The sequence below is a fragment of the Halosimplex litoreum genome (genome assembly GCF_016065055.1).
GTDB classification, from domain to species: Archaea; Halobacteriota; Halobacteria; order Halobacteriales; family Haloarculaceae; genus Halosimplex; species Halosimplex litoreum.
Genome location: NZ_CP065856.1, coordinates 245,370 through 272,010, shown reverse-complemented (window position 1 = coordinate 272,010; position 26,641 = coordinate 245,370). Strand labels below are relative to the sequence as shown.

26 protein-coding genes are annotated in these 26,641 nt (G+C 69.9%); 13 read left to right on the top strand and 13 right to left on the bottom strand.

The genetic code is table 11. The features are described 5' to 3' along the window. Positions 1-39: 39 nt before the first annotated feature. Entirely contained in the window at positions 40-720 is a 681-nt protein-coding gene (locus tag I7X12_RS01340; RefSeq protein ID WP_198062096.1) for an HAD family hydrolase, read from the top strand. Positions 721-759: 39 nt separating this feature from the next. Here the strand turns inward: I7X12_RS01340 and I7X12_RS01335 are convergent, their stop codons facing one another. Beyond that, on the bottom strand, positions 760-1,599 hold the full coding sequence (locus tag I7X12_RS01335; RefSeq protein WP_198062095.1) for an SDR family oxidoreductase: 840 nt from the start codon (positions 1,597-1,599) through the stop codon (positions 760-762). Positions 1,600-1,684: 85 nt separating this feature from the next. Here I7X12_RS01335 and I7X12_RS01330 point away from each other — a divergent pair, with 85 nt between their 5' ends. The 3 genes from I7X12_RS01330 (at position 1,685) to I7X12_RS01320 (ending at position 3,683) form a co-directional block, all read left to right on the top strand. After that, positions 1,685-2,347 carry a helix-turn-helix domain-containing protein gene (locus tag I7X12_RS01330; protein ID WP_198062094.1) on the top strand — a complete coding sequence of 221 codons (663 nt, stop codon included), beginning with the start codon at positions 1,685-1,687 and terminating at the stop codon, positions 2,345-2,347. 78 nt (positions 2,348-2,425) lie between these two features. After that, positions 2,426-2,701, top strand: a complete 276-nt coding sequence (locus tag I7X12_RS01325) for a hypothetical protein (protein ID WP_198062093.1) — start codon at positions 2,426-2,428, stop codon at positions 2,699-2,701. 166 nt (positions 2,702-2,867) lie between these two features. Beyond that, entirely contained in the window at positions 2,868-3,683 is an 816-nt protein-coding gene (locus I7X12_RS01320) for a hypothetical protein (RefSeq protein WP_198062092.1), read from the top strand. Positions 3,684-3,943: 260 nt separating this feature from the next. On the opposite strand, the gene I7X12_RS01315 is transcribed toward I7X12_RS01320, so the two are convergent. From I7X12_RS01315 to I7X12_RS01300, 4 genes are all read right to left on the bottom strand, one after another. Further along, complete coding sequence (locus I7X12_RS01315; RefSeq protein WP_198062091.1) at positions 3,944-5,626, bottom strand: GTPBP1 family GTP-binding protein; 1,683 nt, start codon at positions 5,624-5,626, stop codon at positions 3,944-3,946. Positions 5,627-5,761: 135 nt separating this feature from the next. Further along, entirely contained in the window at positions 5,762-6,433 is a 672-nt protein-coding gene (locus I7X12_RS01310) for a phosphoglycolate phosphatase (RefSeq protein WP_198062090.1), read from the bottom strand. A gap of 587 nt (positions 6,434-7,020) precedes the next feature. Beyond that, positions 7,021-7,608 carry a DnaJ domain-containing protein gene (locus tag I7X12_RS01305; protein ID WP_198062089.1) on the bottom strand — a complete coding sequence of 196 codons (588 nt, stop codon included), beginning with the start codon at positions 7,606-7,608 and terminating at the stop codon, positions 7,021-7,023. 69 nt (positions 7,609-7,677) lie between these two features. Then, positions 7,678-8,754, bottom strand: a complete 1,077-nt coding sequence (locus I7X12_RS01300) for an outer membrane protein assembly factor BamB family protein (protein WP_198062088.1) — start codon at positions 8,752-8,754, stop codon at positions 7,678-7,680. A 395-nt stretch (positions 8,755-9,149) separates the two neighbouring features. Here I7X12_RS01300 and I7X12_RS01295 point away from each other — a divergent pair, with 395 nt between their 5' ends. Beyond that, entirely contained in the window at positions 9,150-9,359 is a 210-nt protein-coding gene (locus I7X12_RS01295; protein WP_198062087.1) for a hypothetical protein, read from the top strand. A 54-nt stretch (positions 9,360-9,413) separates the two neighbouring features. On the opposite strand, the gene I7X12_RS01290 is transcribed toward I7X12_RS01295, so the two are convergent. Both I7X12_RS01290 and pyrF read right to left on the bottom strand, forming a co-directional pair. Next, positions 9,414-10,049 carry a sensor domain-containing protein gene (locus I7X12_RS01290; protein WP_198062086.1) on the bottom strand — a complete coding sequence of 212 codons (636 nt, stop codon included), beginning with the start codon at positions 10,047-10,049 and terminating at the stop codon, positions 9,414-9,416. Between the two features lie 96 nt (positions 10,050-10,145). Then, complete coding sequence (gene pyrF, locus I7X12_RS01285) at positions 10,146-11,003, bottom strand: orotidine-5'-phosphate decarboxylase (RefSeq protein WP_198062085.1); 858 nt, start codon at positions 11,001-11,003, stop codon at positions 10,146-10,148. Positions 11,004-11,123: 120 nt separating this feature from the next. On the opposite strand from pyrF, the gene I7X12_RS01280 reads away from it, so the two are divergent. The 3 genes from I7X12_RS01280 (at position 11,124) to I7X12_RS01270 (ending at position 13,031) form a co-directional block, all read left to right on the top strand. Further along, positions 11,124-11,351 (top strand): hypothetical protein, encoded by a 228-nt coding sequence (locus tag I7X12_RS01280; RefSeq protein ID WP_198062084.1) that lies wholly within the window; start codon positions 11,124-11,126, stop codon positions 11,349-11,351. Next, the gene (locus tag I7X12_RS01275; RefSeq protein WP_198062083.1) at positions 11,348-12,190 is read left to right on the top strand and encodes a BKACE family enzyme; all 843 of its coding nucleotides are present in this window, start codon (positions 11,348-11,350) and stop codon (positions 12,188-12,190) included. The genes I7X12_RS01280 and I7X12_RS01275 overlap by 4 nt, the downstream gene beginning before the upstream one ends. A gap of 199 nt (positions 12,191-12,389) precedes the next feature. Further along, positions 12,390-13,031 (top strand): alpha/beta hydrolase, encoded by a 642-nt coding sequence (locus tag I7X12_RS01270; protein ID WP_198062082.1) that lies wholly within the window; start codon positions 12,390-12,392, stop codon positions 13,029-13,031. A 31-nt stretch (positions 13,032-13,062) separates the two neighbouring features. On the opposite strand, the gene I7X12_RS01265 is transcribed toward I7X12_RS01270, so the two are convergent. Next, positions 13,063-13,782 carry a helix-turn-helix domain-containing protein gene (locus I7X12_RS01265; RefSeq protein ID WP_198062081.1) on the bottom strand — a complete coding sequence of 240 codons (720 nt, stop codon included), beginning with the start codon at positions 13,780-13,782 and terminating at the stop codon, positions 13,063-13,065. 370 nt (positions 13,783-14,152) lie between these two features. Between I7X12_RS01265 and I7X12_RS01260 the strand changes: the two genes are divergently transcribed. Both I7X12_RS01260 and I7X12_RS01255 read left to right on the top strand, forming a co-directional pair. Further along, a complete protein-coding gene (locus I7X12_RS01260; RefSeq protein WP_198062080.1) occupies positions 14,153-16,255 on the top strand; it encodes a hypothetical protein in 2,103 nt (700 codons plus the stop codon). A gap of 153 nt (positions 16,256-16,408) precedes the next feature. Next, positions 16,409-17,650 carry a DUF6498-containing protein gene (locus I7X12_RS01255; protein ID WP_232342975.1) on the top strand — a complete coding sequence of 414 codons (1,242 nt, stop codon included), beginning with the start codon at positions 16,409-16,411 and terminating at the stop codon, positions 17,648-17,650. Here I7X12_RS01255 and I7X12_RS01250 read toward each other — a convergent pair. After that, positions 17,643-17,819, bottom strand: a complete 177-nt coding sequence (locus I7X12_RS01250; protein ID WP_198062079.1) for a hypothetical protein — start codon at positions 17,817-17,819, stop codon at positions 17,643-17,645. The two genes, I7X12_RS01255 and I7X12_RS01250, sit on opposite strands and share 8 nt — an antisense overlap. 224 nt (positions 17,820-18,043) lie before the next feature. Here I7X12_RS01250 and I7X12_RS01245 point away from each other — a divergent pair, with 224 nt between their 5' ends. Then, on the top strand, positions 18,044-22,279 hold the full coding sequence (locus I7X12_RS01245; RefSeq protein WP_198062078.1) for a S8 family serine peptidase: 4,236 nt from the start codon (positions 18,044-18,046) through the stop codon (positions 22,277-22,279). Between the two features lie 96 nt (positions 22,280-22,375). After that, positions 22,376-22,708 carry a hypothetical protein gene (locus tag I7X12_RS01240; protein ID WP_198062077.1) on the top strand — a complete coding sequence of 111 codons (333 nt, stop codon included), beginning with the start codon at positions 22,376-22,378 and terminating at the stop codon, positions 22,706-22,708. Between the two features lie 62 nt (positions 22,709-22,770). On the opposite strand, the gene I7X12_RS01235 is transcribed toward I7X12_RS01240, so the two are convergent. The 4 genes from I7X12_RS01235 to I7X12_RS01220 all read right to left on the bottom strand — a co-directional run bounded on the left by I7X12_RS01235 (position 22,771) and on the right by I7X12_RS01220 (position 25,630). Continuing rightward, entirely contained in the window at positions 22,771-23,259 is a 489-nt protein-coding gene (locus I7X12_RS01235) for a hypothetical protein (protein WP_198062076.1), read from the bottom strand. A gap of 1 nt (position 23,260) precedes the next feature. Then, a complete protein-coding gene (gene mch / locus I7X12_RS01230) occupies positions 23,261-24,193 on the bottom strand; it encodes a methenyltetrahydromethanopterin cyclohydrolase (RefSeq protein ID WP_198062075.1) in 933 nt (310 codons plus the stop codon). A 90-nt stretch (positions 24,194-24,283) separates the two neighbouring features. Then, the gene (locus I7X12_RS01225) at positions 24,284-24,601 is read right to left on the bottom strand and encodes an MTH1187 family thiamine-binding protein (protein ID WP_198062074.1); all 318 of its coding nucleotides are present in this window, start codon (positions 24,599-24,601) and stop codon (positions 24,284-24,286) included. A gap of 99 nt (positions 24,602-24,700) precedes the next feature. After that, complete coding sequence (locus tag I7X12_RS01220; RefSeq protein ID WP_198062073.1) at positions 24,701-25,630, bottom strand: NAD-dependent epimerase/dehydratase family protein; 930 nt, start codon at positions 25,628-25,630, stop codon at positions 24,701-24,703. A gap of 202 nt (positions 25,631-25,832) precedes the next feature. Here I7X12_RS01220 and I7X12_RS01215 point away from each other — a divergent pair, with 202 nt between their 5' ends. After that, a complete protein-coding gene (locus tag I7X12_RS01215; protein WP_198062072.1) occupies positions 25,833-26,594 on the top strand; it encodes an SDR family oxidoreductase in 762 nt (253 codons plus the stop codon). Positions 26,595-26,641: the final 47 nt, after the last annotated feature.

Below are 26,641 nucleotides of genomic sequence, written 5' to 3'. Positions count from 1 at the left end.
CCGACCAGTTTTTGACCGCCGGGCGGCTCCTATCGTGCAATGACGGGGCCAGTAGAGGCGGTCCTCTTCGACCTAGACGACACCATCTGTACGTACGAGCGCAGCGCCGACGATATCCTCGCGCTCGCCTTCGACCGCGTCGGCGTCGATCCGTTCTTCGACGGCGCCGAGTACGTCGGCCGGCTGGGCGAGTTCGCCGACGCCGGCGACGACATCCGCGGTACCCGTCGGGCGGCGTTCGGCACCTTCGCCGCCGAGGCGGGCCACGGCGAGACCGTCGGCGAGGAGATCGCTGACATCTACACCGACGAACGGGACCAGTCGAACGTCCGCTTCCTCGACGGCGCCGAGCGCGCGCTCGACGCGTTGACCGACGCCTACCGGGTCGGCATGGTCACGAACGGCGACCCGTGGATGCAGTCCCAGAAACTCGACGGCCTCGGCATCGAGAGCCACTTCGAGGTGGTCGTCCACGGCGGCCACGACGCGCCGTACAAGCCCGACCCCGAACCGTTCCATCTGGCCATAGACGAACTCGGAGTCGCCGCCGACCGGACCGTCCACGTCGGCAACTCCCACGCCGCCGACGTGACCGGCGCCCACGCCGCGGGGCTGCGCTCGGTCTGGCTCGCCGACGGTGACCGCCCCGCCGCACTCGACCCCGAACCCCACCACGTCGTCGAGTCGCTGCACGAACTCGCCGAAGAGCCCTGGGGCTGAGAGCGGTCCGGAGCCGCGGCCGCGTCCGATCCGGTGCCGTCACCCGGAGGCCGCGCCCGTCCGTTCGGTCGACGCCTCCGTCGAGCCGCCGTATCGCTCCGCCAGCCACGACTCCCAGGTGACGGTCCCGACGGCGCGGTCCGGGCAGGTGGCCTCCCCGGTGCGAAACCCGTTCGCGACGCCCCCGGGGACCGGGAGTCGAACGATCGCCCGCCGCAGCCCCCTCGCCTCGCGGTAGGCCCTCGCCAGGTCGCCGAGCGTGTGTACGGCGGGCCCGCCGACAGTGTCGGCGCGGCCGCGAGGGTCGTCGGTGAGACGGTCGACGAGCGCATCGGCCACTTCCCGGTGGTCGACCGGCTGGACCCGCAGCCTCGTCGGCAGCGGCCACACGGGGAGCTTCGCGACGGCGCTCAGGATCTCGTCGACGAACGCGTGGAACTGCGTCGCCCGCAGGACCGTCGACGGGACCGGACTGGCCCCAACCGCCCGCTCGGCTTCGCGCTTGCGCTCGTAGTAGGAGAACGGGATCGCGTCGACGCCGACGGTCGAGGGATAGACGAGGTGCCCGACGCCCGCGGACTCGGCTGCGGCGAGCAGGCGCTCGGTCCCCCGAACGTCGACTGCCGCCGCGTCGCCCCGCGGTGCCGTCGCCGCGTGGACGACGGCATCGGCGTCGGCGACCGCAGCCTCGATCCCCGTCCCCGCGGTGAGGTCCAACTCGATCCACTCGATGGCTCCGTCGCCGGGCCCGTCCCCCGATGTCGGGGCGTCCGTCGGCGTCCGGCTCGCCGCGCGCACCCGCCACCCGTCGTCGGCCAGCCGGTCGACGAGCGCCCCGCCGAGCGTCCCCGTCGCACCGGTCACGAGTACGTCGCTCATACTCGGACACACGCCGGCGACCACCGAGTCGACACTGCCGCATCTATCCGGGGAATTTATAACCGAATCCGAACGAACGGCGACCGTGAAGCGGCTTCGCGTCTCGATCACGGCCGACGGGCGGGAGGGCGATATCCACCCGATGTACGGCGTGCTGACGCGGTCGCCGTTCGTCGAGCGGGCGACGGCGCTGCAGTGGAACTTCACGGGCGACGCGCTGGGGATCCTCCACTACGTCGAGGGCGACGCCGAAGCCTTCGCCGCGGCGGCCGACGACATCGAGGTGGTGGTGGGTTACGATATCGAACCCGCCGGCGACGACGCCTTCTACGCCTACGTCCGCGACGCGACCACGGAGTCGCTGGCGGAGCTGTTCGGCCCGGTCAGCCGGGGCGGGCTCGTCGTCGTCCCGCCGATCGTCTACGGCGCCGACGGGGCGGTGACGCTCACGGTCTTCGGCCCGGACGAGGAGCTACAGGCGGCGATGAACGAGATCCCCGACGCCATCGAGGTGACCGTCGAGGCGGTCGGGTCGCTGGCGACCTCCCGAGTCGCTCCGACGGCGCGGCTCACCGACCGCCAGCGCGAGGCCGCCGAGGCCGCGATCGACCTGGGCTACTACGACGTGCCCCGGACCGCCGACCACGAGGCGGTCGCCGACGCCCTGGCGTGCTCGCCCAGCACCGCCGCCGAGCACCTGCGCAAGGCCGAGTCGAAGCTCCTCCGGGCCGTCCTGCGCGGGGAGTAGCGGCCGTGTTCCGAACCGGGGACGGTCCTTTCCACTGCCGGCAAACGGTTCTCGGTCGAGGCGGTCCTACCGTTCGGTATGGCGAGTTCCCGATCGATTCAGGGGGTCGAACGGACAGAGAACTACTACCACGTGCGCTATCGCGACCCCGACGAGTTCGACGAGATCCGAACGCCCGACTGGGCGGCGACGGTCGCCGGGTCGGTCGTCTCGGGCGCCGAGGTCCGAACCGGCGACGAGCACGGCAACGACGAGTGGACGGCCCAGAGCGTCCTGATCCCCGTCGACGGCGTGGCCGACGAGAGCGAAGGGCGCGACGCGGCCGACGAAATCGTCGCGAAGATGGATTCCTGACGCTGGTATCGTCGCTCTCTTCCACGAACGCGCGCCGCCGCCATCCGACGCTACGGCGAACGCGACCCGAAAGAGAACCGGTCTCGCGGTGTCGACCGGCGACGGACGGTGACGGTCGTTCGGGGGCTTACGGCCAGTTCTCCTGCTGGGACCCGACGTCGGGCTGGTGGGCTTGCTCCGAGCGCTGGGCGTACATCTGACCGCCGGACTGACCCTGGCGGCGCTGCTGCCCCTGCCGAGCCTCCTGGTTCTCGGAGGGGAACTGGCTGGGTTGGATGTCTCGCGGTTGGTTTTCGGCCCCCTCGTGAGCCTGCTGTCGGAACTGCTGGGACTGGCCTCGGCCCCGAACCCCCTGGTCGGCGCCGAGGCGCTGCTGGTCGGAGAAGCCGGCCGGCTGGCTGCTCGGCTGCCGAGCCGCGGGAACGAATCCCTGCTGTTGTCTCTGGGATTGCTGGCCGAGTTGCCGGGCCTGGGGTTGCTGAGTCTGGATCCGTTGTGCCTGTGGCTGCTGATTCATCTGCTGGGCCTGTGGCTGCTGATTCATCTGCTGGGCCTGTGGGTGCTGGTCCATCTGCTGGGCCTGTGGCTGCTGGCCGGGTTGCAGCGTTGGCGGCTGGCGACTCGGCTGCTGGCGCTGCTGTCGAGCGCCCTCCGGTTCCGTCGGCAGGAACTGCTCGGTCTGGGGGTCGTGGGACCGCTGTTGGGCGAGCGGGCTCGTTCCTTGCCGGAACTGCTGGGAGTGGCCGCGACCCTGAACGCCCTGATCGGCGCTCTGGATCTGCTGGCCGGAGAAGCTTGCCTGCTGGCCGCTCGGCTGCTGTGTGGCCGGGATGGACCCCTGCTGCTGTGTCTGGGGCTGCTGTGTCTGGGGCTGCTGTGTCTGGGGCTGCCGACCGATCTGCTGCGACTGGGGCTGCTGGCTCAGTTGTTGCTGCTCGAACGGTTCCTGTCGGTTGGGCTGCTGTTCGAAGTTCATGGGTGATCTCTCGCGCGTGAGACGCGCGCTCGTCGCGCCGTCCCGCACGCGTGTGGTGCCCTGGTCGCCACCGGTCAAAGTTACCGGCCGGTTGTTCGAGCGGTAGCGTGCCGGTAGGAATCGAAGGACGGGAGTTGGATTCCGTTCTGCCGGCTACGACGATCGTAGCGAGAGCCTACGCAGTAACCGACGGTCGGTTGGCCCCGGATACCGACGAGTAGATCGGGTATGCGGGCGGTGATCGACGCGGCGTGCGAGTGCGGGCGCTACTGGTCGGGACGGACGTCGGTTACCTTGCCCACGCCCTTCGACTGCCCCTCACGGAAGACGAACCGCTGGCCTTCCTCGACCATGTACGATCGGAACTTGAATCGGACGCGGGTCGTCCCGGAGTCGCCGGGGAGCAGGCGCCCGTCCTCGGGGGAGAAGACGGCGGCCTCGCTGACCGTTTCGAGGTGGACGACCGGCTCGTAGCCGTCGCCGATGCGCGTCGGGTGGTTGAGGACCATGACTTCGGCTTCGAACTCCCGGACGGGGTCGGGGTCGGCCTCGCGGGGGAGGAGGACCATCCCGCGTTCGACGTCCGCCTCGCGGACGCCCTTCAGCGCGATCCCGACGATGCGGCCGGCCTTCGCCCGGTCGACGCGGTGGTAGTGCATCTCGATCGACCGGACCTCGACCTCGCGGAAGCTGCCGTCCTGCATCGGCCCGAGCAGGAGGTCGTCGCCGGCCTCCACACGACCGGAGCGGATGGTGCCCGAGGCGACGGCGCCGACGCCGGTGACCTTGTACGAGCGGTCGACGTACATCGTGAACTCGTCGTCGGTCGGGCCGGCGGTCTTGGGCAGCCGCTCCAGCAGCTCGTCGAGGGCGTCCATCCCGTCCATCGTGACCGCGCTGGTCGCGAGCACGGGGACGACGGTCTCGTCGATCTCCTCGACGGCCGCGCCGACCCCGTGGCGGGCCACGGAGAGGGGGGTCTTCCCGACCTCCCGAAGCTGGCGTTCGACCTCGCGTTCGACCTCCGCCAGCCGTTCGTCGCTCACGATGTCGGCTTTCGTGACGACGACCATCGTCGGCAGGTCCGTCGCGAGCAGGATGCCGAGGTGTTCGCGTGTGGTCTTGGTCGGGCCGTCGTCGGCCGCGACGGTCAGCAGGCCGTAGTCGAGCTTCTGGCCGACGAGGCCGCGAATCGTGGTCCGCAGCCACGGCTCGTGGCCGACGGTGTCGACGAACGACACCAGTCGATCCGCCTCCTCGACGACGCGCGCCCGGTCGGACTTGCGGTCGGGGTTGTCCATCCGAACGGGTCCGTCGTCGTCGAAGCCGTAGACGCCGTAGGAGAGATCGGCGGAGAGGCCACGTTCGACCTCGTGGGGCTGGACGTCGAGATACGAGCGGGTGCCGCCCTCGCCGTCGTCGGACTGGCCGGTAACGAGCGTGCCGACGAGCGTCGACTTGCCGTGGTCGACGTGGCCGGCGGTGCCGACGACGATGTGCTCGTCGTCCTCCAGCACCGCGCCCTCCCGTACCGTCGCGACGCCGACGATGCCCTCGGCGGGCGCGTCTGCGGACCCTACCGGGTCGGCGGACTCGACGGAGCGCGCGTCACCTTTCGGCTTGGCGCGGCCGTCGGCGTCGACGCCCCAGGTCTCGACGTTCTCGATGTGGGCGTCGGCCTCCTCGGCCAGCAGGCTCAGTACGTCCATCGACTCGGTGAACTCGTCGGGGGCGATGCCCGCGAGGGCGCCGTCGTCGGTGACGCCGACGACGTAGGTGGCCTCGCCGTCGCCGGAGAGGACGCGGTGGCGCAGTTGGGCGGCCAGCGACTCACGGCGGCCGTCCGCCAGGTGGAGGTCCTTCGTGAGCCGCTCTTTGAACTCGACGCTGCCGCCCTCGCGCTCACCGCGCTCGATGGCGCGTTCGAGGGCGGCCCGGTCGGGGCTCATGGGAGTCGGTAACGGTGGCCAGTACAAAAGCCTTCTCCGGGTTTGGGCCCGATTCCCGTCCGTAGCACTCCCGAGCGCTCCGTATCGGTCCCCAGCGGTCGTGAGCGGGTTCGACGGTCCGGAGCGACCCCAGCGCTACCGCACCCGCTCGACCGCCTCGAGGAATCCCTCGCCGTAGGCGGTGTCGAGGACCGTCTCCGCGGCCTCCCGGGCCGGCTCGTCGGCGTTGGCCACCGCGAACGACCGCCCCGCGACTTCGAACGTCGACACGTCGTTGATGGAGTCGCCGACGGCGACGAACTCCCCGGGGTCCCGACCGAGTCGCTCGGCGACGGCTTCGAGCGCCCGACCCTTGCTCACGTCTGGCGATTTGACGTGGTATGCGAAGCCGGTGTCGACGACTTCGAGGCCGTGGTCGGCGGCGATCCGCTGGAGCGGTTCCAGCGGCGCCTCGCGACTGACGGCCACCTCCGTCTCGCGCCAGCGGTTGATCAGGTCGTGGGACCCCCAGCCCAGCTCGTGGCCGGTCTCGACGTACTCGTCGACGACGCGCTGGGCCGCCTCGCGATCGCCGAGGAACAGGAGGTCGTCGGTCGCGTGGACGAACGCGACACCGCCGTTCTCGGCGACGACCGTCCGCTCGATGCCCGCGAACTCGCACAGCGCCACCGGGTACGGCAGCGCCTTCCCGGTCGCGAGCACCACGGGGGCGTCCCACTCCCGGAGGACGGGCAGGACGGGCGGGTGAACGGCGCGGTCCTCGTCGGTGAGCGTTCCGTCGATGTCGACGGCGAGCGGTGGCGTCACTGGTCGCTCCTCGGGGGTCTGTGGGCAAAAACGTGTGTGAAACCGCCGGCGACACCGCGTTCGATGGTCGGTCAGTGCAGGGTGAGGTCGTTGCAGTTGAGGTAGCGGTGCGGTTGCGGTGCTGTGCGGTCGGCGTGCGCTGTCGAGCGTGCCCGCCTCCTGGCGGGCCGCTCGAAACAGTCGCGCGAGGGATGAGAGAGCCGAAGGCGAGCGAATCGGCTGGGGAGGTGTGAGGCTGTCTGCGGTGCTGTGCAGTCCTGGCGGACTGAAAGGGCGAGACGCGCTCGCGCCGGTAGTCGCCTGGGCGGGCACTATCCGCGCGGTGCGAGGCGCGCAGCGCCTCGAAGCGAACGGCCCTGCCGTGAGCGGGCGGTGCCGAGAGCGCGGATATCCCGTCTCAGCGACCGCGAGCGCGTCGAGGGGGTTCACCGCTTGCTGTTCTCTGCGGCCGAGACGACAGCTAGCGCGCGCGTCGAGGGCGTTCAACGCCTGCCGTTGAGTGCGGTCACGGTCGTTCGACGTCCTTGTACACTTCCTCGACCAGAAACACCCGCTCAACAAGTACATCGAACTGAACTCGGTGGCACTCAGTCCGTCAGCCGTTCGTAGGCCGACTGGACTTCCTTGAACTCATCCTCGTCGCCGTCGGGGGAGTCGGGGTGGACCTCCTTGACCTTCTCGCGGTAGGCCGCCTTGACGGCGTCCTCGTCGGCGCCGCGGTCCAGTTCGAGGGTGTCGTAGGCCTCGGCGGCCGTCGGACCGCTGGGCTGTGCGGCGGCGGCCGCCCGCCGGCGCCGACGCTGGCCTCCCGTGCGGGTCTGTCGCCGTCGACCACCGCCGCGCGCGCGACCGCCGCGGGCCTGGCTGCCAGTCGCTCGGGCCCGCTGACGCGCGTCCTCGTCGCGCGGCGGGTCCCAGTCCTCGCGGGGGGCGGCGCCGAAGCCGCCGCGGCCGCCACGCCGGCCGCCACCGGGCGCGGCCCGCTCCTCGACGCCGCGGTAGAGCCGCTGGGCGAACCGACCGGAGGCGTGGTACCACATGAAGTACGCGACCGCGCCGAACAGCGCAGCGACGAGGAAGAAGCCGACGTTCGCGGCGAACCCGAAGATAGCGAAGAGAACGGCTATGGCCGCGAACACCGCGGCGACCGCCGAGACGAGTCGGGAACCGTACACGATCGCTCCTTGGCGTCGGTGCCCCCTAAACGTCTCGGACGCTCGGTCAGAGTTCCCTGGTGCTCGTCGCTACCGGAGCGCGTAGAGGACCCCGTCCTGGCCGCCGGCGACCGCGAGATCGGTGTCGACGGCGAGACCCGTGAGTTCGGTGCCGGTCTCGAACGTCCAGCGACCGTCCCCGGTCGCGGTGTCGACCGCGAACTTGTACTGATCGCGAATTTCGGCGTCGTGATACGCGTCGAGGTAGAGGGTTCCGTCGACGACGCCGGCCGCCGAGACGCCGCCCTGTGGCGGATCGGGGGCCCACGTCCACGCTCGTTCGCCGCCGTCGCGGGCCAGCGCGTGCAGTTCGTCGCCGCCCGCGTAGAGCCGGCTCCCGATCAGGCTGGCGTCGGTGAGCAAACCGGGCTTCTCGACCGTCCAGCGGGCCGACCCGTCGGCGGGGTCCAGCCTGGCGGTGCGAGCGCCGCCGGCGAACAGGTCGCCGTCGCCGGCGACCGTCGCGGTGACCGCCCACGAGTCGAACCGCCACCGCTCTTCGCCCGAGGCGGCGTCGAGGCCCAGGAGTTCGCTGTAGACGCCGTCGGCCTCCGACTGGTCGGCGTAGACGACCGTCCCGTCGACGACAGCGAGCGTCGAGTAGACCTCCTCGGCCGACCGGTCCCACCGCTTGCGGCCGTCGGCGCGGTCGAACCCGTGGACCCGTCCGTGCGCGGAGACGAACACCCCGTCGTCGGTCACGACCGCCTCGCGCGGGTCACCCACCTCCGTCGACCACTCCACGTCGCCGCCGTCGAGCGCGAGCGCGTAGAGCGTCTCGCCCGACCCGGATATCGAGTCGTCGGCCGTCGCGACGTAGGCCGTTCCGTCCGACGCGGCCATGACTTCGAGCCACCAGTCGGTCGGGCTGAACGTCCAGCGCTCCCGACCGGAGGCGGCGTCGAGCGCGTGGACGGTGTGGCTGGACCACAGTTCGTCCGTCCCGACCAGCGCCAGCAGGGTCCCGTCCGCGACGGTCAGGTCCCGTACCTGCGACGAGAGGTCGCGCTGCCACGCGAGGTCTCCGCTCGGAGCGTAGGCGCGGAGCGCTCCCGCTTCCGACCCCGCGAACAGCCGTTCTTCGGAGACGACGGGCTTCGCGGTCACCGGTCCGTCGAAGGCGTCCCGCCACGCGACGGCCGTCGATCCCGGAGTGGGCGATTCTGTCGGTGGGTCGGTGGCCGTGTCACTGGCCGTGGGCGGATCGGTCGCCGTGGGTGGGTCAGTCGGAGTCGGCGTTTCCGGAGCCATCGCAGTCGGTGACGCGGTGGGCGTCCCGGGTCTCTCTGTCGTCGAAGACGGCTCTGTCGACGTGGGGTCGGTTCCTGCGTCGCCGGAGCCGAGGCAACCGCTCGCACCGGCCGCCGCGGCGACGACGGCGAGGAACCGTCGACGGGAGGGCGCGTCCATACCGTCGACCACTCCGAAGTCAGATAAGTGTCTTGTGGCCGACAGCATCCGGCCACCCAACCCCTAAACGCGTCGGGGCCCGATCGCGGATCATGAGCGTATCCGGGCTCTGCGAAGTCTGCCAGCGCCCCGCGGTCGACCACACCTGCGACCGCTGCGGGAACCTGGTCTGTGACCGCCACTTCGACGCCCGACGGGAGATCTGCAGCGAGTGCGTCACCCAGATCGAGGGCGGCGACCCCGCCGACCCGACCGGGACCGGCGACGACATGCCGGACGGCGTCGACATCTACCGGTTCTGAACACCGCAGTGTGGGGTGCCGACCGCCGATCGGTCGCCGCTCGCGAGGCCTCACTCAGTTCGCACGCTCGCTCCCCAGCATCAGCTTCGCGTACTCGTCGAGCGCACGCGCCGCGAGGTTGCAGGCGTGCAGCGAGAGGAGGGCGACGAGGACGCCGACGCCCGAGAGCCCGAGCGCGACGGGGAACGATTCGACCGTCAGAACGCCGAAGTCGTAGTGGACCCCGGGCACGTCGTAGAGGACGGGAGCGAACGTCAACGCGACCGAGAGCACCGCGGCCGTCGTCAGCAGCGTGAACGCGACCGTCCCGATCAGAAACTTCGAGAGCAGGTACCCCAGGGCGCTGTAGCTGCGGATATCGGTCGCGATCCCTTTCATGTACTCGACGACGTCCCCGTCGGACGGCTCGGGCCGCTCGTAGCCCACGTCGCTGTCGAGGAGCCCGTGCGCGAGACGCGTCTCCAGAGTCGCGAGCTGTGCGGCCACCGCCAGTACCCCGACGAGTATCGGCACCCCCAGCAGGAACAGCGGCAGGAGCGCGACTCCCGCCACGCCGCCGCCCCACAGGACCGTGAAGTACAGCACTCCCAGCGGGAACGCCAACAGCAGGTAGGTCACGTTCCTGTACGTCTGCGGATCGACCGCGACGCCGACGAAGCGCCGCAACGCCGTACTGACTGTCGTCGTCATATCTACACCGTCGTACCCCGATTCCGTATAAACGGGAACTCGGTTTCCACGGCAGAACCGGTCCCAAAAATTTAAATATGTGTCTGAAGCAGACAGTTACCGGTATCGGTTCAGTCGCTTCTTCAGCCGTTTGGCGGCCTGTCCGGACGCGTCGGCGAAGCCCTCGCCCTGGTCTCGCGGCTCCGCCGCTCGACTTCCCGAGGCGCTGTGCGCCTCGCTGTCTTCCCCGGCGAAGATGATCCCCCGCGAGGAGTTGACGAGCCCGACGCCGTCGGCGAGGCCGTACTCGACGGCCGCTTCGGCGTCGCCGCCCTGCGCGCCCACGCCCGGGACGAGGAACGGGATGTCCGGGACGATCTCGCGGACCGCTTCGAGTTCCTCGGGCGCGGTGGCGCCGACGACGAGGCCGACGTTGTCGTTGGCGTTCCACAGGTCGGCCGTGGCGGCCACCCGCTCGTACAGCGGTTCGCCGGTTTCGAGTTCGAGGTCCTGTAAGTCGGCCCCGCCGGGATTGGACGTGCGACAGAGGACGACGACGCCTTTGTCCTCGCGGGAGAGGAACGGTTCGAGCGAATCCCGGCCCATGTACGGGTTGACGGTGATGGCGTCGGCGCCCAACCCGTCGTCGTCGAGCAGTTCGGCGTACTGACGGGCGGTGTTGCCGATGTCGCCGCGCTTGGCGTCGAGCAGGACCGGCACGTCCTTGCCGTGGGCGTAGGCGACGGTCTCCCGCAGCGCCGTCCAGCCGTCGGGGTCCTCGTAGAAGGCGACGTTTGGTTTGAACGCGGCGGCGTGTTCGTGCGTCGCGTCGATGATGCGGCGGTTGAACGCCCAGCGGGGCAGGTCGTACTCGTCGAGGTGGTCGGGGATCCGCGCCGGGTCGGGGTCCAGCCCGACCGAGACGACGCTGTCGACGGTCGCGATCCGGTCGGCCAGACGGTCGAAGAAGTTCATACCTCCCGAGTCGCCGAGTCCGATAAACAATGTTGCGACTCTGCACCGCTGGTCCCCAAACTACCCCGTTCCGGACTCGCTCCGCCGAACCGTTAACTCGCTGTAGCCGAAACGCCGAGTATGTCTTGTCCCTACCTCTCCTACCGCGAGTCGGCCGACGGGAAGTCCTTCGACGAGGAGCGCGCCTACTGCGAGGCCGAAGAGCGGTTCGTCCAGCCGATGCGCGCCGACATCTGCAACGACCGGTTCGACCTCGACCACGCCGAGGACTGCGAGATATATCTGGAACACGCCGACGCCGACGTATCTGAATCCGACGGCGACGACGGGGAGGGCGACGACGCGTGAGCTACGAGCGATTCCTCGCGGACGAACCGGTGGTCGTCACGGCGGCGCTGACCGGTGGGATCCACGGCAAGGAGGCCAACCCGAACCTCCCCGAGACGCCCAAGGAGATCGGGAAGGCGGCGGGGGAAGTCGAGGCCGCGGGCGCGTCGGTCGTCCACGTCCACGCCCGGAGAGACAACGGGGAGCGGGCGTTCTCGACCGAGCGGTTCCAGGCGATCGACGAGGCGATCCGGCGGTACACCGACGACGTGATCGTCCAGCACACGACCGGCGCGACACAGGCGTCGACGGAGAAGCGACACCTGTCGCTGCGGACCGACCCACCGCCGGAGATGGCGTCGCTGGATATGGGACCGCTGAACCGGTACGACCGACTCACGAGCGAGAACACGCTGGCGACGATCGACGCGCTGTATGACGAGATGGCCGACCGCGGGATCAAGCCCGAACTGGAGGTGTTCAACGACGGCCACCGCAACGAGGTCCACGGGCTGCTGGAGCGGCGTGACCTGGCCGAGCCGGTCTACGCGACGCTCGTCTTCGGGCCGGGGACGCTGACGCGACCGCGACCCGCCAATTTCCTCAACGCAGTCGACGACCTCCCCGAAGGCGCGCTGTTCAACACGCTCGGGTTCGGTCGCCACCAGCTGCCGTTCGCGACGATGGGGACCCTGTTCGGCGGGAACGTCCGGGTCGGGCTGGAGGACAACGTCTACTACCGGCAGGGGGAACTCGCCGAGAGCAACGCGCAACTCGTCGAACGCGTGGTCGGGATCGCCGAGGAACTCGGTCGCGAGGTAGCCGACACCTCACAGGCGCGTGAGATTCTGGGGCTCTGAGCGCCGCCGGGTGAGGGCGGACGAGCGGGCGACCGATCGGCTGCCCCGGGTCGGTGACGCCGATGTCATCGGGTGACGCGGGTGTCGGCGAGCGCCTTTGTAGGACGGCGCCGTATAACCGGGTGTGACTGTCCAGCGACGCACGTTCGGCGCCGAATCGACCGACGAACCCGCCGCGAATCCCGCGGAGGTGGCCTGAATGGACGGCCCCCACCAGGGACAGGGGCTCGCGACGGGCGGGACGCCGCTGGACGAGGCCGAGGCGGCGATGATCCTCGTCCACGGCCGTGGGGCGACCGCCCAGAGCATCCTCGGGATGGGCCGGCAACTCCACGCCGAGGGCGTCGCCCTGCTCGCCCCCCAGGCCGCACGCAACACCTGGTATCCGAACTCGTTCCTCGAACCGGTCGAGACGAACGAGCCCGGCCGATCGTCGGGCCTGCAGGCCATCGAGGACGCCGTCGAGCAGGTGAACGACGCGGGGATCCCCACCGAGAAGGTGCTGATCCTCGGGTTCTCCCAGGGCGCCTGTCTCGGGTCGGAGTTCGTGGCGCGCAACCCCGAACGCTACGGCGGCCACGTCGCGTTCTCGGGCGGGCTCATCGGCGAGACGATCGACCCCGCAGAGTTCGAGGGGTCGCTGGAGGGGACGCCGTCGTTCGTCGGCTGCAGCGACGTCGACCCCCACATCCCCGAGGAACGCGTCCACGTGACGACCGAAGTGCTGGAAAAGCTGGACGCCGACGTGGAGGAGCGCATCTACCCGGGGATGGGCCACGGCGTCAACGACGACGAGGTCGAGTACGTGAGCGGGATGGTCGCGGATCTGGTCGACGACTGAGCCGCTCGGCGACGCCGTCTTTTTTTGCCCGTCAGAGCGTCTCGGACGCGAAGCGTTCGACGATCTTCTCCTCGGCGCGCTGGAGCCGGTACTGCACCGTCGAGTGTGGCGTGTCGAGTTCGTCGGCCAGGTCCTCGACGGTCGCGTCCCGTGGCGTGCCGTAGTAGCCCGCTTCGACCGCGCTCGCGACGGCCTCCCGTTCCTCCGGCGTCAACAGACCGGCTGTGCCGAAGCCGCCGTTCCAGTTCTGCGGGTCGGAGACGTGGCCGAGTTCCAGCGAGATGCCGTCGCGAAGCTGGCTGTCGATCCGGTCGTACAGTTCGCCGACGGCGCAGTCGTCCGGGATCAACAGCCGCCAGACGTACTCGTCGTCCCGTCGTTCGGCCTCGATCAGGAGGCCGTCGCCGACGTGGTCGACGGCGAGGTAGGGGATCGAGTGGCAGTGCTGGATCTCCTCGCGGCGCGTGAAGTAGACGCGATGTTCGGGGTCGGAACTGACGACCTGGTACTCGCGGCTGGACGTACAGCCCGCCACGTCCAGACACTCGTTGCACGTCGTCTCGTCGAGAAAGTGCGTCTCGACGGCGTCGAGCGCCTCGGGCGACCCCAGCACGTGGTCGACCCGCCACATCGACCGGTCGTTCGCGAAACACGCCGCCGTCTGCGCCCGGAGCCCCGGCCGCTCGACGAACACGTCCATCAACTCGTCGGCACCCGCCCGGTAGGTGAGGACGAACTCGAACTCGCGCATGAGGACACGTTGTGTTGGCCATAGCTAATCGGTTTCGATACGTGACGCCTCGGGACGCGGTATGCAGGTGAAGTGACGAACTGTCGGTCCGAGGGTTGGGTATCTACAATGTGGTTCCAGCATCGGAGCGGGAGTGAACGCCACGCCGGTCGGTATCCCTTCGCGAGCGGGACCGTCGCCGCGTCCGAGGGTCGTCCGCCGCGACGGTCGCTGACCCCCGTGTTGTGCACCCGCTCCACCGCGATCCGGCCGTCCTACCCAGCTTGTTGCGGTACGTTTCTCGCCCGTCTATCAGCTATCCACCACAAAATAGTAATCTAAACAGAATTAGTTAGTTTTAATATATACGTGACAACAGATTTTGTTGTAGATGTCAGACAATAATGGTGAATCAGAAGGCATTTCGAGGCGAAACGTTCTGCGATCGGTCGGGGCGGCCGGCGCGGCGGCGGCCACGGGCCTGAGCGGCGTCGGCAGCGCGGCCGGCGGCATGGCCGACACGACGGAGCGAGGGTCGCTCGACGCCGAGGGCGACCGGCGTACGGTGACGGTCGACGCCTCGGGGGAGGCGAGCTACGAGTTCTCGGTCTCGGGCGTACTGGTCGCGACCGACGCGCCCGAGGACGCCGTCGACGCCGGCGCGGCGAGCGCGTCGCTGACCGATGGCGCCCACACGTTCGAGTTCACCGGGGAGTTCACGGCGTTCGACCTCGCCGGCGACGCCAGGGTCCGGGTCGACGGGGAGCCCTTCTACGTCGACTCGTTCCCCCGACAGACCGTCGAAATCGCCCCCAGCGGGTCGGTGTCGGTCGACATCTCCGCCAGCGGCCGGCTCGAAGCCGGTGGGGGCGGTCGCGGTCGCCGCACCCGCGGTGGCGGTGCGAGCGGGGACGGCTCTGGCCCGCTCGACCGGGTGAACGACCGGACGCTCCGCGGCACGATCTCCTCGCCGGTCACGCTGTCGTACGCGGGCGAGCTGACGCATTTCGAGGCCGACGGCGACGTGCGCGTCCGGAAGAACGGCGACGTGGTCGACGCCGCCGAGGTGCTCCCGTCGGCGATGCCCGGCGGCGTCACCGTCTCGGGCAGCGGCCAGTCCTTCGCGGTCGAGACCAGCGACAGGGCCGAGGCCGTCGGCACCGCCGCCAGCGCCGAGGACGGGACGGTCACCGGGACCGCGACCGAAGGCGGCACGGAGGCCCGCTTCGACGGCAACCTCCTGTCGCTCTCACAGGGCGATGCGACCGCGACGATCAGCGTCGAGGAAAAGCGCGTGATCTGCTCGGCGCCCGCCGACGGCGCCGTCGAGTTCACCATCGACGCGACGGACGCGATCCTGTACGAGGACGCCGCCCACGAGACGCTGACGACGACCGTCTCGGCGGGGAGCACGGAGCGGATCAAGTTCCTCGGCGACGTGACCGCCCTCGGCGTCGGCGGCGTCACCGCCGAGTTCGACCCCGTGCGCTACCCCGAAGCGGGGGACTCGGCGCGGCTCCAGGCCGCCGCGGCCTTCGAACGGACCGACGCCTACGACCGGGCGGCAGCACAGGCCGACGGGCGCGTCCGCCACGACGCCGACGGGATCTACACCGTCTCGTACGTCGCCGACGGCGACCGGACCGACTCCGTCGTCTACCGGCTCACGGACGTGGGTCAGGGCGACGAGGCGACGGTCACGCTGTCGCGGCGCCGCCGGTCCGGTGACGTGACGAACGTCGAGAACACCTACCAGTGGAAGACGTCGTACGGAACGACGTCGAAGGTGAAGGCGGAGTCACTCGCGCTGGCCGGCGCCGCCAGCGTCCAGTCGGCGTCGTTCGAGACGACGACCGCGGAGTACGACGTTTCCGAGAACGGGGCGCGCGCGGCGTCCCAGCAGGTCGAGGCCCAGGGGCTGATCGACGACGCGACGGACTTTCTGGGCGACATCTGGGACGGCCTGACCGACGTCGCTGGGGACGTCGCCGGGCTCACCGGTGACATGATGCAAGACGCCATCGAGGCGGCGCCGGTGGACATGGGCGAGCTGGCGGTCACGAGCGGCCAGATCGTCTGTAACTCCATCACGGCGCTCCAGGACCTCGCCACCGAACTCATCAACACGAAGTACGTCTACGACGTGGCGAGGTGGGAGGACGTCGACCTGGGCAAGGTTCTCTGGAAGGTCCGGCTGACGGGGTACGATTCGATCGTCTCCATCGCCACGAGCCAGGCGCTCGGTGAGTTCGGGGACGGCGACTGGTCCTGTGGCGCTTGCATCTCGGTCATCCGTCTGGTGCTCGACGTCGGCATCTGCGGGTTCGGCGTCGGCGCCTTCTGTGCGGGGACGAACTGGTGGAACCTCGGTCTCGGAGCCGCTCCGTGTACGATCGCGCTCGGCGCCGTCTGCTCGTACGCCGTGACGCTCCTGCCCGACGCCAAGGAGATGTGTTCGTACGCGAACGAACCGACCGGATGGGAGGTCTGTTAGCGCCCGACCGATAGCGCCCGCTCCGACGCGGCGAGGTACCGACCCGTCGACCGCCGGGCGGCGGCTGCTCGGATCGGGTTTCGACGGGCGGTCTCCCCCGCAATGATAACGACAGTTATACACATGTGCCTGACCTATATCCGATCGTGAACGATGGGGGGTGAGTCACGGCGAACGCTGTACGCGGCGGTGCTCTCGAACGTGGTGCTTCTCGTCGGTCTGTTCGTCTTCGACTGGAACCCCCGGTTGCTCCTCTTGCTCTACTGGTTCGAGGCGGGGGTCGTCGTCCTCAGAGAGGCCCTGCAGGGGCTGTTCGCGGAACTGCCGCCCTCCGACGAGTATCGGCCGCTCCGGGCGCCGGTCCCCCTGGCGTCGCTCGCGGACGTGCGGGGCGGGTTCCGACCGACCCGGTGGCTCCCGCCGGTGTATCCGCGGAACGTCCCGTACGTCCTGACGGGGTTGATCCCGTGGGCCGCCTTCTGGCCGCTCGGGGGACTCGTGCTTTCGGGGCTGGTCGTGTCGTGGCTGGACCCGGTCGTGGCGCCGGCGTCGACCGCCGTCGCCGCGCTCGCGATTCTGCTCAAGCAGTCGTTCGAGACCGCCGACTGGCTCCGCACCGGTGAGTACGAAGCGGTCGCCGCGACGGGCGGGGTCTCTCGGACGTACCTGTCGCTGCTGTTCGTCCTCGCGTTCGTCGCACCGTTCGTCGTCGGCCTCGCGACCGCGACCGGGTTCCCCCGGATCGCCCTCGGACTCGTGCTCGTCGCGTCCAAGGTCGCCTACGACGCGCTCGAACTCCGGAACCCCGGATTCGTCCACTCGACTGTGTTCGACGCCGAGACGGTCGGCGAGGACTCACCGGTCGACGCGCCCGACGGGGAACCGATAGCGGAGTTCCGTACCGACCGGCGCGCCGTCGTGGTCGTCGCGGCGCTGTTCGGCGTCCTCGTCTCCGTGTTCAGCGTGACCCTCTTCCTCGTCCTCCTCGGCGGCCTCGCGGGGATGCTCGTCGGGGGCGCGGTGTGGGGGCCTCCGCGCGGTCCGGCCGTCGGCGCTCTCGCCGGAGTCGCGGTCGTCGTCGCTCTCCGCTCCGCCGTGCAGGTCGTCGCCGGCTGGGTCATGGGGGCCTACACCGTCTACCGGGTCTATCCCGACGCCGTCGTCGAGTACAACGAACTCACCGACGAACCGCAGTGGGCGGTGGCCCGGGGGAATATCTCCGAGTTCACCGTCGCCGACGGCCGTCTGCGCTCGCTGTTGCCCGAGTGGTTCGGGATAGCGCGATTGAAGAGTTACTCGGGCGACGACCGCCTCGTCGGGCACGTCTCCGACCCCGAGGCGATCGCGGAGGCGATCGACGCTACCCGGGGCCGACGCCCCGGGTCAGCTAGCTGAAGTACCAGCTCGCGACGACGGCACCGACGCCGATCGCGATCCCGCGGACGACCGAACCGGGAACCGGCGCGTCGAGCGCGACCACGTTCACCAGCGTCACCGCGACGACGATCCCGACGAACAGCACCGCGAAGTAGGCCCAGGTGCCGGGCTCGAGCGCTATCGACATGGTCGACCGCTCGATCGCACGTGACATCAATCTGTCTGTGTTACTCTCCGACTATGTTTTCTAACATTCATTTATAAGAAGTCACTTTGTGTTGATGCGGGGCGCAGCCCGGAGTCCGTCGGACACGGCCTGATGCGTGGATCGACTGTCTGCATCGTATACGTATCAACGTGGTATGTGTTTTCGAATTACTTTAGTGCTGTACGTAACACTCCGGGAACGAGATGGAGATCACTTCGCGGCTGTCCGGAGCGGTCGTGGCGAGTAGCGTTCGTGGGGTCGCGGTCGTCGCAGTGGCTCTGGCGGTGATCGCGGTCGCGACCGGAGCGGCGGTCGGCGGCGCGGCCGCGTCGGTCGAGGCGAGCGGGCCGACGGGAGACGCGCTCGCGAAGCAGAGTAGCGACGCGGGACCGCCCTCGACGGCGGCCGACGGGCCGACGAACGGGTCGGGACCGGAGGTGACCGCGCGCGTGACGCTGATAACCGGGCACACGGTCGCGGTGATAAACGGGACGAACGGCACCCTGTACCGGGTCCAGGGCGACGCGAACGTGACCAAACACCGGACCGAGTCGGGGACGTACGTCTTCCCGGAGGGCGTGAACACGACGCGGTTCGACCGGGCGCTGTTCGACGTCGACCGGCTGCGTGAAGAGGGCGTAGCGGACGGCGACTCGGCGGTCCTGCCGGTGATACTCGAGTGGTCGGACCGACAGCCACGCGACGGCGGCGGCAGACGGGTGGTGGACCTCGACAGCGCCGACCGCCGTCCGCTCGCGCTGGTAAACGGAAGCGCCGCGGCGCTCCCGAAAGCGGAGATCGGGGAGATCTACGAGCGGTTGCGGGACAGCGACCGGGTCGAGCGAGTCCACTACGACGCGGCGGTCGAACTGTCCGACACGCCCGACAGGGCGGCCATCGAGAGCGGCGCCGCCCGCGAGCGGTACGGCGTCTCGGGCGACGGTGTCACGGTGGCGATCCTGGACACGGGTGTCGACGAATCCCACCCCGACATCGCCGGGGCCGAGGTCGCCGAGCGGGACTTCACGGGGGAGGGGACGACCGCGGACCGGTTCGGGCACGGGACGGCCGTCGCCGGTCTGGTCGTCGGGGACGGGACGGCCTCGAACGGGACCTACGTCGGCGTCGCGCCGAACGCGTCGATCCTCGACGTTCGCGTCCTCGGCAGCGACGGGTCGGGGCGCGTCTCCGACATCGTCGCCGGAATCGGGTACGCGGTCGACCGCGACGTCGAGGTCGTCTCGATGAGCCTCGGGGTGACGCCGGACGGCGACCGCGCCGGCGACCCGCTCCGGCAGGCGGTCGTGCGTGCGACGCGCTCGGGAGCGCTCGTCGTCGCCGCGTCGGGGAATCTCCGCGGGACCGGGACGAGCGGCTACGGGACGGTCACATCTCCGGGGACGCTCGACGAGGCGCTGACCGTCGGAGCGAGCGACGGGGACGACCGCGTCGCGCCGTTCTCGCTTCGGGGGCCGACACCGGACGGACAGTTCGTGAAGCCGGATCTCGTCGCCCCGGGCGTGGACGTCCAGGCGCCGGCGGCCGACGGCGGCTACGCGCCCCGCGACGGGAGTTCCTTCGCCGTCCCGCTGGCGTCCGGCGCGGCCGCGCTGGTCCGGGCGGCCCATCCCGACTGGGGACCGCGCCGCGTGCGCGCCGGCCTCACCGCGACCGCGGACCCGATCGCCGGCGCGGACATCTACACGCAGGGTGCCGGCGTGCTCAACGTGACGGCGGCCGTGGGGGCCGACGTCGTGGTCGCGCCCGGGACCGTCGACTTCGGGCGGATCCCCGCCGGGCGCCCTACCGGCCGGACGGTCACCGTCACGAACACCGGCGCGGGCCCGCGAACGGTGAACCTCTCCGCGACGGTTCGACCGATCGGCGGCGGACCGACGGACGCGGTCGTGCTCAACCGGTCGCGGCTCCGGCTCGCGGCCGGGGACTCGGCGACGGTCCGGCTCACCGTCTCGCCGGACGATCGACTGTACACGCCTCACTCCGGACGCCTGACCGTGGGGGATCGGACGGTGATCTTCGGCTACGTCCCGCTCCGGACGGTGACGGTCGCGAAGCGGGGGATCGACGATGTCGCCGGCGACACCGTCACGCTGGTCAACACCGACACCGACACCGTCTACGGGCCCCGACAGCTCTCGGGCGGATCGGTGACCGTCGCGGTCGACGAGCCCGGTCGGTACGTCGCGGTCTCGACCGGTCGCGACGACGGGACCCCGGTGATCACGGCCAACGCAACCGAGGTCGACGCGCGGGGACGGCTCGTTCTCGACGAGCGACGGACGGCCACCCGGACCGTCGACCCGGCGTCGCTGCCGGTGGCGGCCGGAAACCTGACGACGCGGCTGGTCGCGGTCAACGCGACCGTCGACGGCGGCCCGTTCGACGCGAGGGTCGTGGTCAACGGGCCGCCGTCGCCGGCGGTCAGAGTCAGCGAGACGCCCGCGCTGACCGTGGCGGTCCGGCGCGTGCTCACGGTCGCACCCGACGACGGGGCGTTCGATACCCCGACTGTCTACCACCTGAAACACGTCTCCGAGCGGGTCGAAGGCGACCGGGCGCTGGCGGTCGACGTCGACCGACTCGACGAGCAGCGGGTGCGCTACTACAGGGGCGCCCCCGGGGAGACGTACTCGGCCACGCTGGCGGCCAGCGAGTTCGACGACGTGCCGCTGACGGCGGAGTACGTCACCGGCGAGCTGGGCGACCGCTTCGCACAGCGGATCTACGTCTCGCCGGATCTCGCCCAGTACCACGACGCCTTCACCGTCGGGTCTTTCGGCTTCCTCTCGTGGTCGGCCACTCCCCAGCGACTGATCCAGCGCTTCGAGGGCGACTCGACGGTCGAGACGGCGGTCAAGAAACACCCGTTCCGGTCGACGCTCCGGTCGTGGTCGCTGTCGGCCGACCGGTTCAGCGCCACCGTCTTCCCGACGGTCGGCCAGCCGCCGCGCGGGTACGTCATCAGCGACCGCCCGTCCGAGGAGTACACGGTCTGGATCGACGGCGAGCGGGCGCGGTCGATCACGCGCAACGCCATCGAGGTGCCGATCACCCTCGGCGGCGACGGGATCGACTCCGTCCGACTGCGCGTCGACGACCGACACGACGTGTCGCCGCTGTCGAACGACACCGTGACGACCTTCGGTGCGACGACCGCGGGCGACGACGACCGCCCGCCGGCGACACCGAGCGTCACCTTCGACGGCCTCGACCGGACGAACGTGGTTCCCAACGGGAACCTCACCGTGACCGTCGGCGCGCGCGACGCGGGCAGCGGCGTCGCGAACGTGACGCTGTACGTCGCCGAGCGCACCGCGACCGGGTCGCCCGCGTCGACCCCGTTCGCGGACCAGTCGGAGTGGCGTTCGGTGGCGCTGCACGCTCGCGGTAACGGCACGTACGCCGCCACGCTGTCCGAGGGGTCCTACCGCGGCGCGCTCAGCGTCGCCGTCCGGGTGACCGACGAGGCGGGGAACTACGTCGAGACGACGGCCACCGACGCGGTCGTCGTCGACAGTCGGCGCCCGACGGCCCGGCTGGCGGCCGACCGCACGCTGTTACCCGCCAACGGGACGGTCCGGTTCGACGCGACGGGGGCGTACGACGACCTCGCGATCTCCGAGTACCGGTGGGACTTCGACGGTGACGGAACCGTCGACCGCGTCACGACCGTCCCGGAGGCGAGTCGGACGTACGAGTCGACCGGGCAGGTCCGACCCCGACTGACTGTCGCCGACGCGCACGGGTTCACGGACACCGCGACGGTCTCGGTGGCCGTCGCAGAACGACTCCCCGAACGGTCCCGAGAGCTGCCGGCGTCGGTCCGGTGGGACCTCCGGGCGGCGGTGACGGCCGACCGCGTCGCGACCGCCGGGCGTTCGAACGGGCGGCGAGTCGTCGCCGCCGGAGCGCTGCTGTTCGCGACCGGGGACAGCAACGCCGGCGTCCGGGCGGGCGACAACAGCACCGTCGCGGTGACCGACTCGCGAGTCAACGGCGCGTTCTCCGGGCACAACGTCGTCGCGCGCGACGCCCGGTTCAACGGCGGGATCGAGGCCAACGGGACGGTCGTCGTCTCCGGTAACGGGACCGTCGTGAACGGCGACCTCACCGCCGCCGAGACCGTGCGGGTCCTGTCCGGCGCGACGCTGCGAGTCACGGAGGACCTGACGGCCGACCGAGTCGTCGTGGGACCGAACGCAACGCTCTCGGTCGTCCAGGAGGCGAACGCGACCCGGATCGACCGGAACGCGACCGGACGCGGCGAGGCCACCGACGGCTCGAACGCGTCGACCGGTGGATCCGGGGCTGGCGCTCTTTCTGGCGGATCCTCAGCCGATCCGGCGACGCGGACTTCGCCCACTCCCGATCGTCCCGTTTCCGCGGCCGCGCAGGTGGCTCGGACCGGCAGACCGTGATCGGTAGCTCCAGTATCAAAATCGAAACTACAGCAGATCAGTTTACGAGAGATGATCCGAATTGTCGAGAGATAGTCGCTGAAATCATCACTAACGGTGAAAAACTTCACGATCGAGTGGGGCGACGAGATCGAGGCGGTAGTTTTTACGTGGGATAATTACGTGTCGGGAGCTCCGTTCCGCGAGGGGTGTGAGGCACTGCTCGACGCGATCCGACGCCGAAACGCGACGAAGGCGCTGGTAGACACGCGCGGGATCAACGCACACGATGCGGAGGACCAACGACGGATGCAGACCGACTGGATGCCGAGAGCGCACGAGACGGGTATGGGGTACGTAGCGACGGTCCACCCCGACAGCGTGATCTCAGAAATGGACGTGGAAAACATGGTGGACGACGGGGCCATTCACCGGTCGAACCGCTGTTGACGGCGGACGTGGCCGAGGCGCGCGAGTGGCTCGCCGGCACGTAACTCGACGGACTCGGCCGTTCACTCGCGTTCGGCCGGGCGGTAGCGGTCGCCGTCGTTCACGGCGAGTCCGAGGGTCACGCTCCAGTCGAGCAGCCGCTCCGTTCGCTCGCGCCACTCGGCCTCCCAGTCGGTGTGTCGGTCGCGTTCCCACCGGGGGACGTGCTCGCGGAGCGCGTCGAACGCCTCCTCGACGGTCAGCGAATCCGCCTCGCGGAGGGCGTCGAGCAACTCGCTCGCGCCGAACACGCGGCGCTCGAAGGCGTCGGCGAGGTCGGCTTCCGCCGCGTCGACGCGCCGTCGCTCGAACCCGCGCGAGGTCTCCGCGACGAGTTCGAGCGCTTCGAGGAAGGTCAGATACTCCCGGGCGGCGTCCCGCGAGGGCGCCGTCGTCTCGTCGACGATCCGGAGACAGCAGTCCTCGACCGTCCCCGGGACCAGCGGCACGGCCCGCTGGGCGTCGGCGAGGAACGCTCGATCCCGAACCGGGGGCACGATCTTGTAGCGCACGTCAGAGACCGAAGCTTTCGGCGAGGCGCTCGTCGTTCACGTCGCCGAGGACGTGCGTGTCGCCGCCGACCACGTCGATGGTCACCTGCGCGGGCGCGAACACGGACTCGGGCACCTCGAAGAAGTCCCAGTCGGCGTCGGCGAAGATCTCGGCGAAGGGGGTGTCGTACTCGTCGGTCGCACTCGATGGCACCTCGTCGAACCGGTCGAACGGCTCGTCGACGACGAGGTGGGCCTGCCCGCCGTAGGCCAGCGCGTCGTTCGTCCGGGCGATGGCCTCCTCTTCGTCGTCGGCGACGGGCGCCACGGGCGCCGACCCCGTCACCGAGAGGATATCGAGCGGGTCGTAGCCCAGCTCCGAGAGCCGGAACGTCGCCAGTTCCGCCGCGCGGGCGGCCATCGCGACGCTGCCGGTGAGGCTGGCCGTCGAGAACGCCTGGGCGAAGACGCCGCTCTCGGCGACGCCCGCGCGCTCGGCGACGTGCTCGATCACGGCCTCGTCCGGGAGCGTCTCCGTCTCGATCGCGAGGACGGCGAACTCGAAGTCGTCGCGGTAGCCGACGCGTCCGAACTCGTCCTCCTCGGCCACGAGGGCGCGAGCGGGGCCGCTGCCCAGTCCCTCGAAGCCGTCGACGCTGAGTTCCCAGCCGGCTTTCTGCGAACAGAGCAGCGCCATCGCGGGGTGGTCGGTCGACAGTTCGACGTGGGTGAGGGGCGCGCCCGCTACCTCCGCCAGGGAACTCTGGACGGTCGCGAGCCCGGCGGTCTGGATCTCCGCGAGCATCATCCCGGCCTCGACGCCGCCCGGCACGTCGACGCCGAAGTCGACGACCAGCGCCTCGCTGTCCAGCTGGTGGGCCGCGACGTTCAGCTCGTCGGCGAAGTCCAGGGCTTCGTCGACCAGATCCGTCGCGGTCCGGTTGAGACTCTCCATACCCCGCCATCCACGCCGCTGGGACTTCGGTCTTCGGTTCGGCGCTCCCCGCGTTCCGTGTCGGGCCGACTCGCTCGGCCCGCACTCGCCTCACTCGGACCGTTCCCGCCTGGCCTCGCGACCCAGGTGCTCCTCGACGGCGTCGACCTTCTCGCTGGCCGCCTGGTCGACGGTCCGCTTGTCGTCGACCTTCAGGAACGTGCTCACGCGGTCGCCGTCCACCGCCTCGTGAGCGGCCCCGGCCGCGGCGAACAGCTCCGCGGAGTCGTCGGCCTCGATTATCGTCCCCATCGGCGTCGTCTCGTAGCCCACGTCGAACTCGTCGAGGGCGGCGACGGCTTTGGCGACCTCCTCGGACATGCTCCCCTCGACGACCGGTGCGACGCTCAGGAACCCGATGACAGTCATACCTGTCCCCACGACCGGGCGCCTCAAAGGTCCCGCGCTCGGGCTCGCGACGTCGCATCCCGAGCGCGGACCGAGAAAGCCGCGTGTCTCGAACGCCGCTCAGACGAAGCTCGGACCGTCGACCTGCTCGTCCTCGGCCTCCTGCCAGGAGTGTTCGGGCGCCCAGTCGAGGACCTCGCGGGCGTTCTTGTAGTCGATGGCCGACTGGTCGCCCTCCAGGTCGACCTCGGGGGGCAACTCGCCGTAGGTGGCCTCGACGGCCTCGGCGGTGTCGACGCCCAGCAGGTTCTCCTTCGCGACGGCCATGAACGGTTCGTGGCCCTCGAAGTCGACCTCCATGGCGCGCTCGACGAGCGACACCACGTCGCGGATGTCGACGTACGAGAAGAAGTTCCCCGCGGCGTTGTGGAAGGTGATCCCGAAGTCCTCCTCGAGGCTCGCCTTCTCGAAGTCGAAGTTCTCGCGGATTGTGGTCGCGTCGTAGTTGCCGGGGTAGTTGATCCACGACGGACGGATCGAGGCGACTTTGACGCCGTGTCGCCGGGTGACCATCTTCGCGATCTCCTCGCCGGAGACCTTGGAGGTCCCGTAGGGGTCCTCCGGACGCAGCGGGTGGTCGACGTCGATCGGGAAGTAGTCCGGGAGGAAGGAGGGCTCGGCGAAGACGGTGCCGTACACCGTCTCGCTGGAGGCCCACACGACGTCCGCGCCGACGCTCCCCGCGCCCGAGAGGACGTTGTACGTGCTGATCGTGTTGTTCTCGTAGACGTGGGCGCCGCCGTGACCCAGCGGGTTCGGGTAGGCGGCGAAGTGGATCACGTAGTCCGGGTCGAACGAGGAGATGAGTTCCCACGTCTGTCCCTGATCCGTGAGGTCCGCGGCGCGGAAGTCGACGTTCGCCGGGCCGGCACCCGGGTCGCTCGGGCGCCGGAAGTCGATGCTCCGCACGTCCCAGCCCTGTCGTGCCAGCGACGAGACGACCCAACTCGCCGCACCGCCGAGACCGCCAGTGACCACTGCTCGTGACATTCCTCCGTCGGTACGGTAGCATCGAGTATATAATTTCTGCCCCATCGATCATCTGTGATACCCGATCCCGGAGAGATCGGCCGCTACCGGCTGGTTCGGCGCGTCCGTTCGGTGCTCGTCGACCCGCCGAGTAGTGTCGTGAATTCTATATTTGTGGTCGAAACGGGGAAACACGTACAATCGATGCGCCGCGAGTGTGGGTATGGCAGAGAGACCCAGCCGACGGACGGACCCGCTCGACGGACAGGCAGCGCTCGTCACGGGGGCGAGTTCGGGGATCGGCGCCGAGATCGCTCGCGTGCTGGCCGAGGACGGCGCGGACGTGGCGGTCGCCGCCCGTCGGACCGACGAACTCGAAGCGCTCGCCGAGGACATCCGCGAGGAATACGGCGCCGGCGTCGAGGTCGTCCCGACCGACGTGACCGACTCCGACGCGGTCGCCGCGCTCGTCGAGGCGACCGTCGAGCGGTTCGGCCGCCTCGATATCGCGGTCTGTAACGCCGGGCTCGCCGTCGACGAGCCCGTCGCCGACCTGACCGACGAGGAGTACGGACTGATGCGCGGCGTCAACGTCGACGGGATGTTCTACACCGCCCGGGAGGCGATCCCCCACCTGACCGAGACGGCGGGCCACCTCGTGTTCATGGGGAGTATGTCGGGCAACCACCCCCGGCCCGCGAACCCCGTCTACGCGGCGACGAAGTGGTGGACTCGCGGGTTCGCGATCAGCTTGCAGGCCAGCCTCGGCGAAGACGACGTGGCCGTCTCGACGGTCAACCCGACGGAGGTCCGCACGGAGTTCGGGTCCGAGAGCGGCACGCCCTCGAAGGACGCCTTCGAGCCGGGCGAGGTGACCGAAGCGATCGAGGTCGCCGACGCCGTCGCCTACATGGTCCGCCAGGAGTCGCCCAACTCGATCACCTCGCTCGACCTCTACCGCCGCGACAAACTCTCGCACTTCTGAGTCGGGTCGGGACCGATCCGCTCGGGAGAACCGGTCCGAGGGCCGCT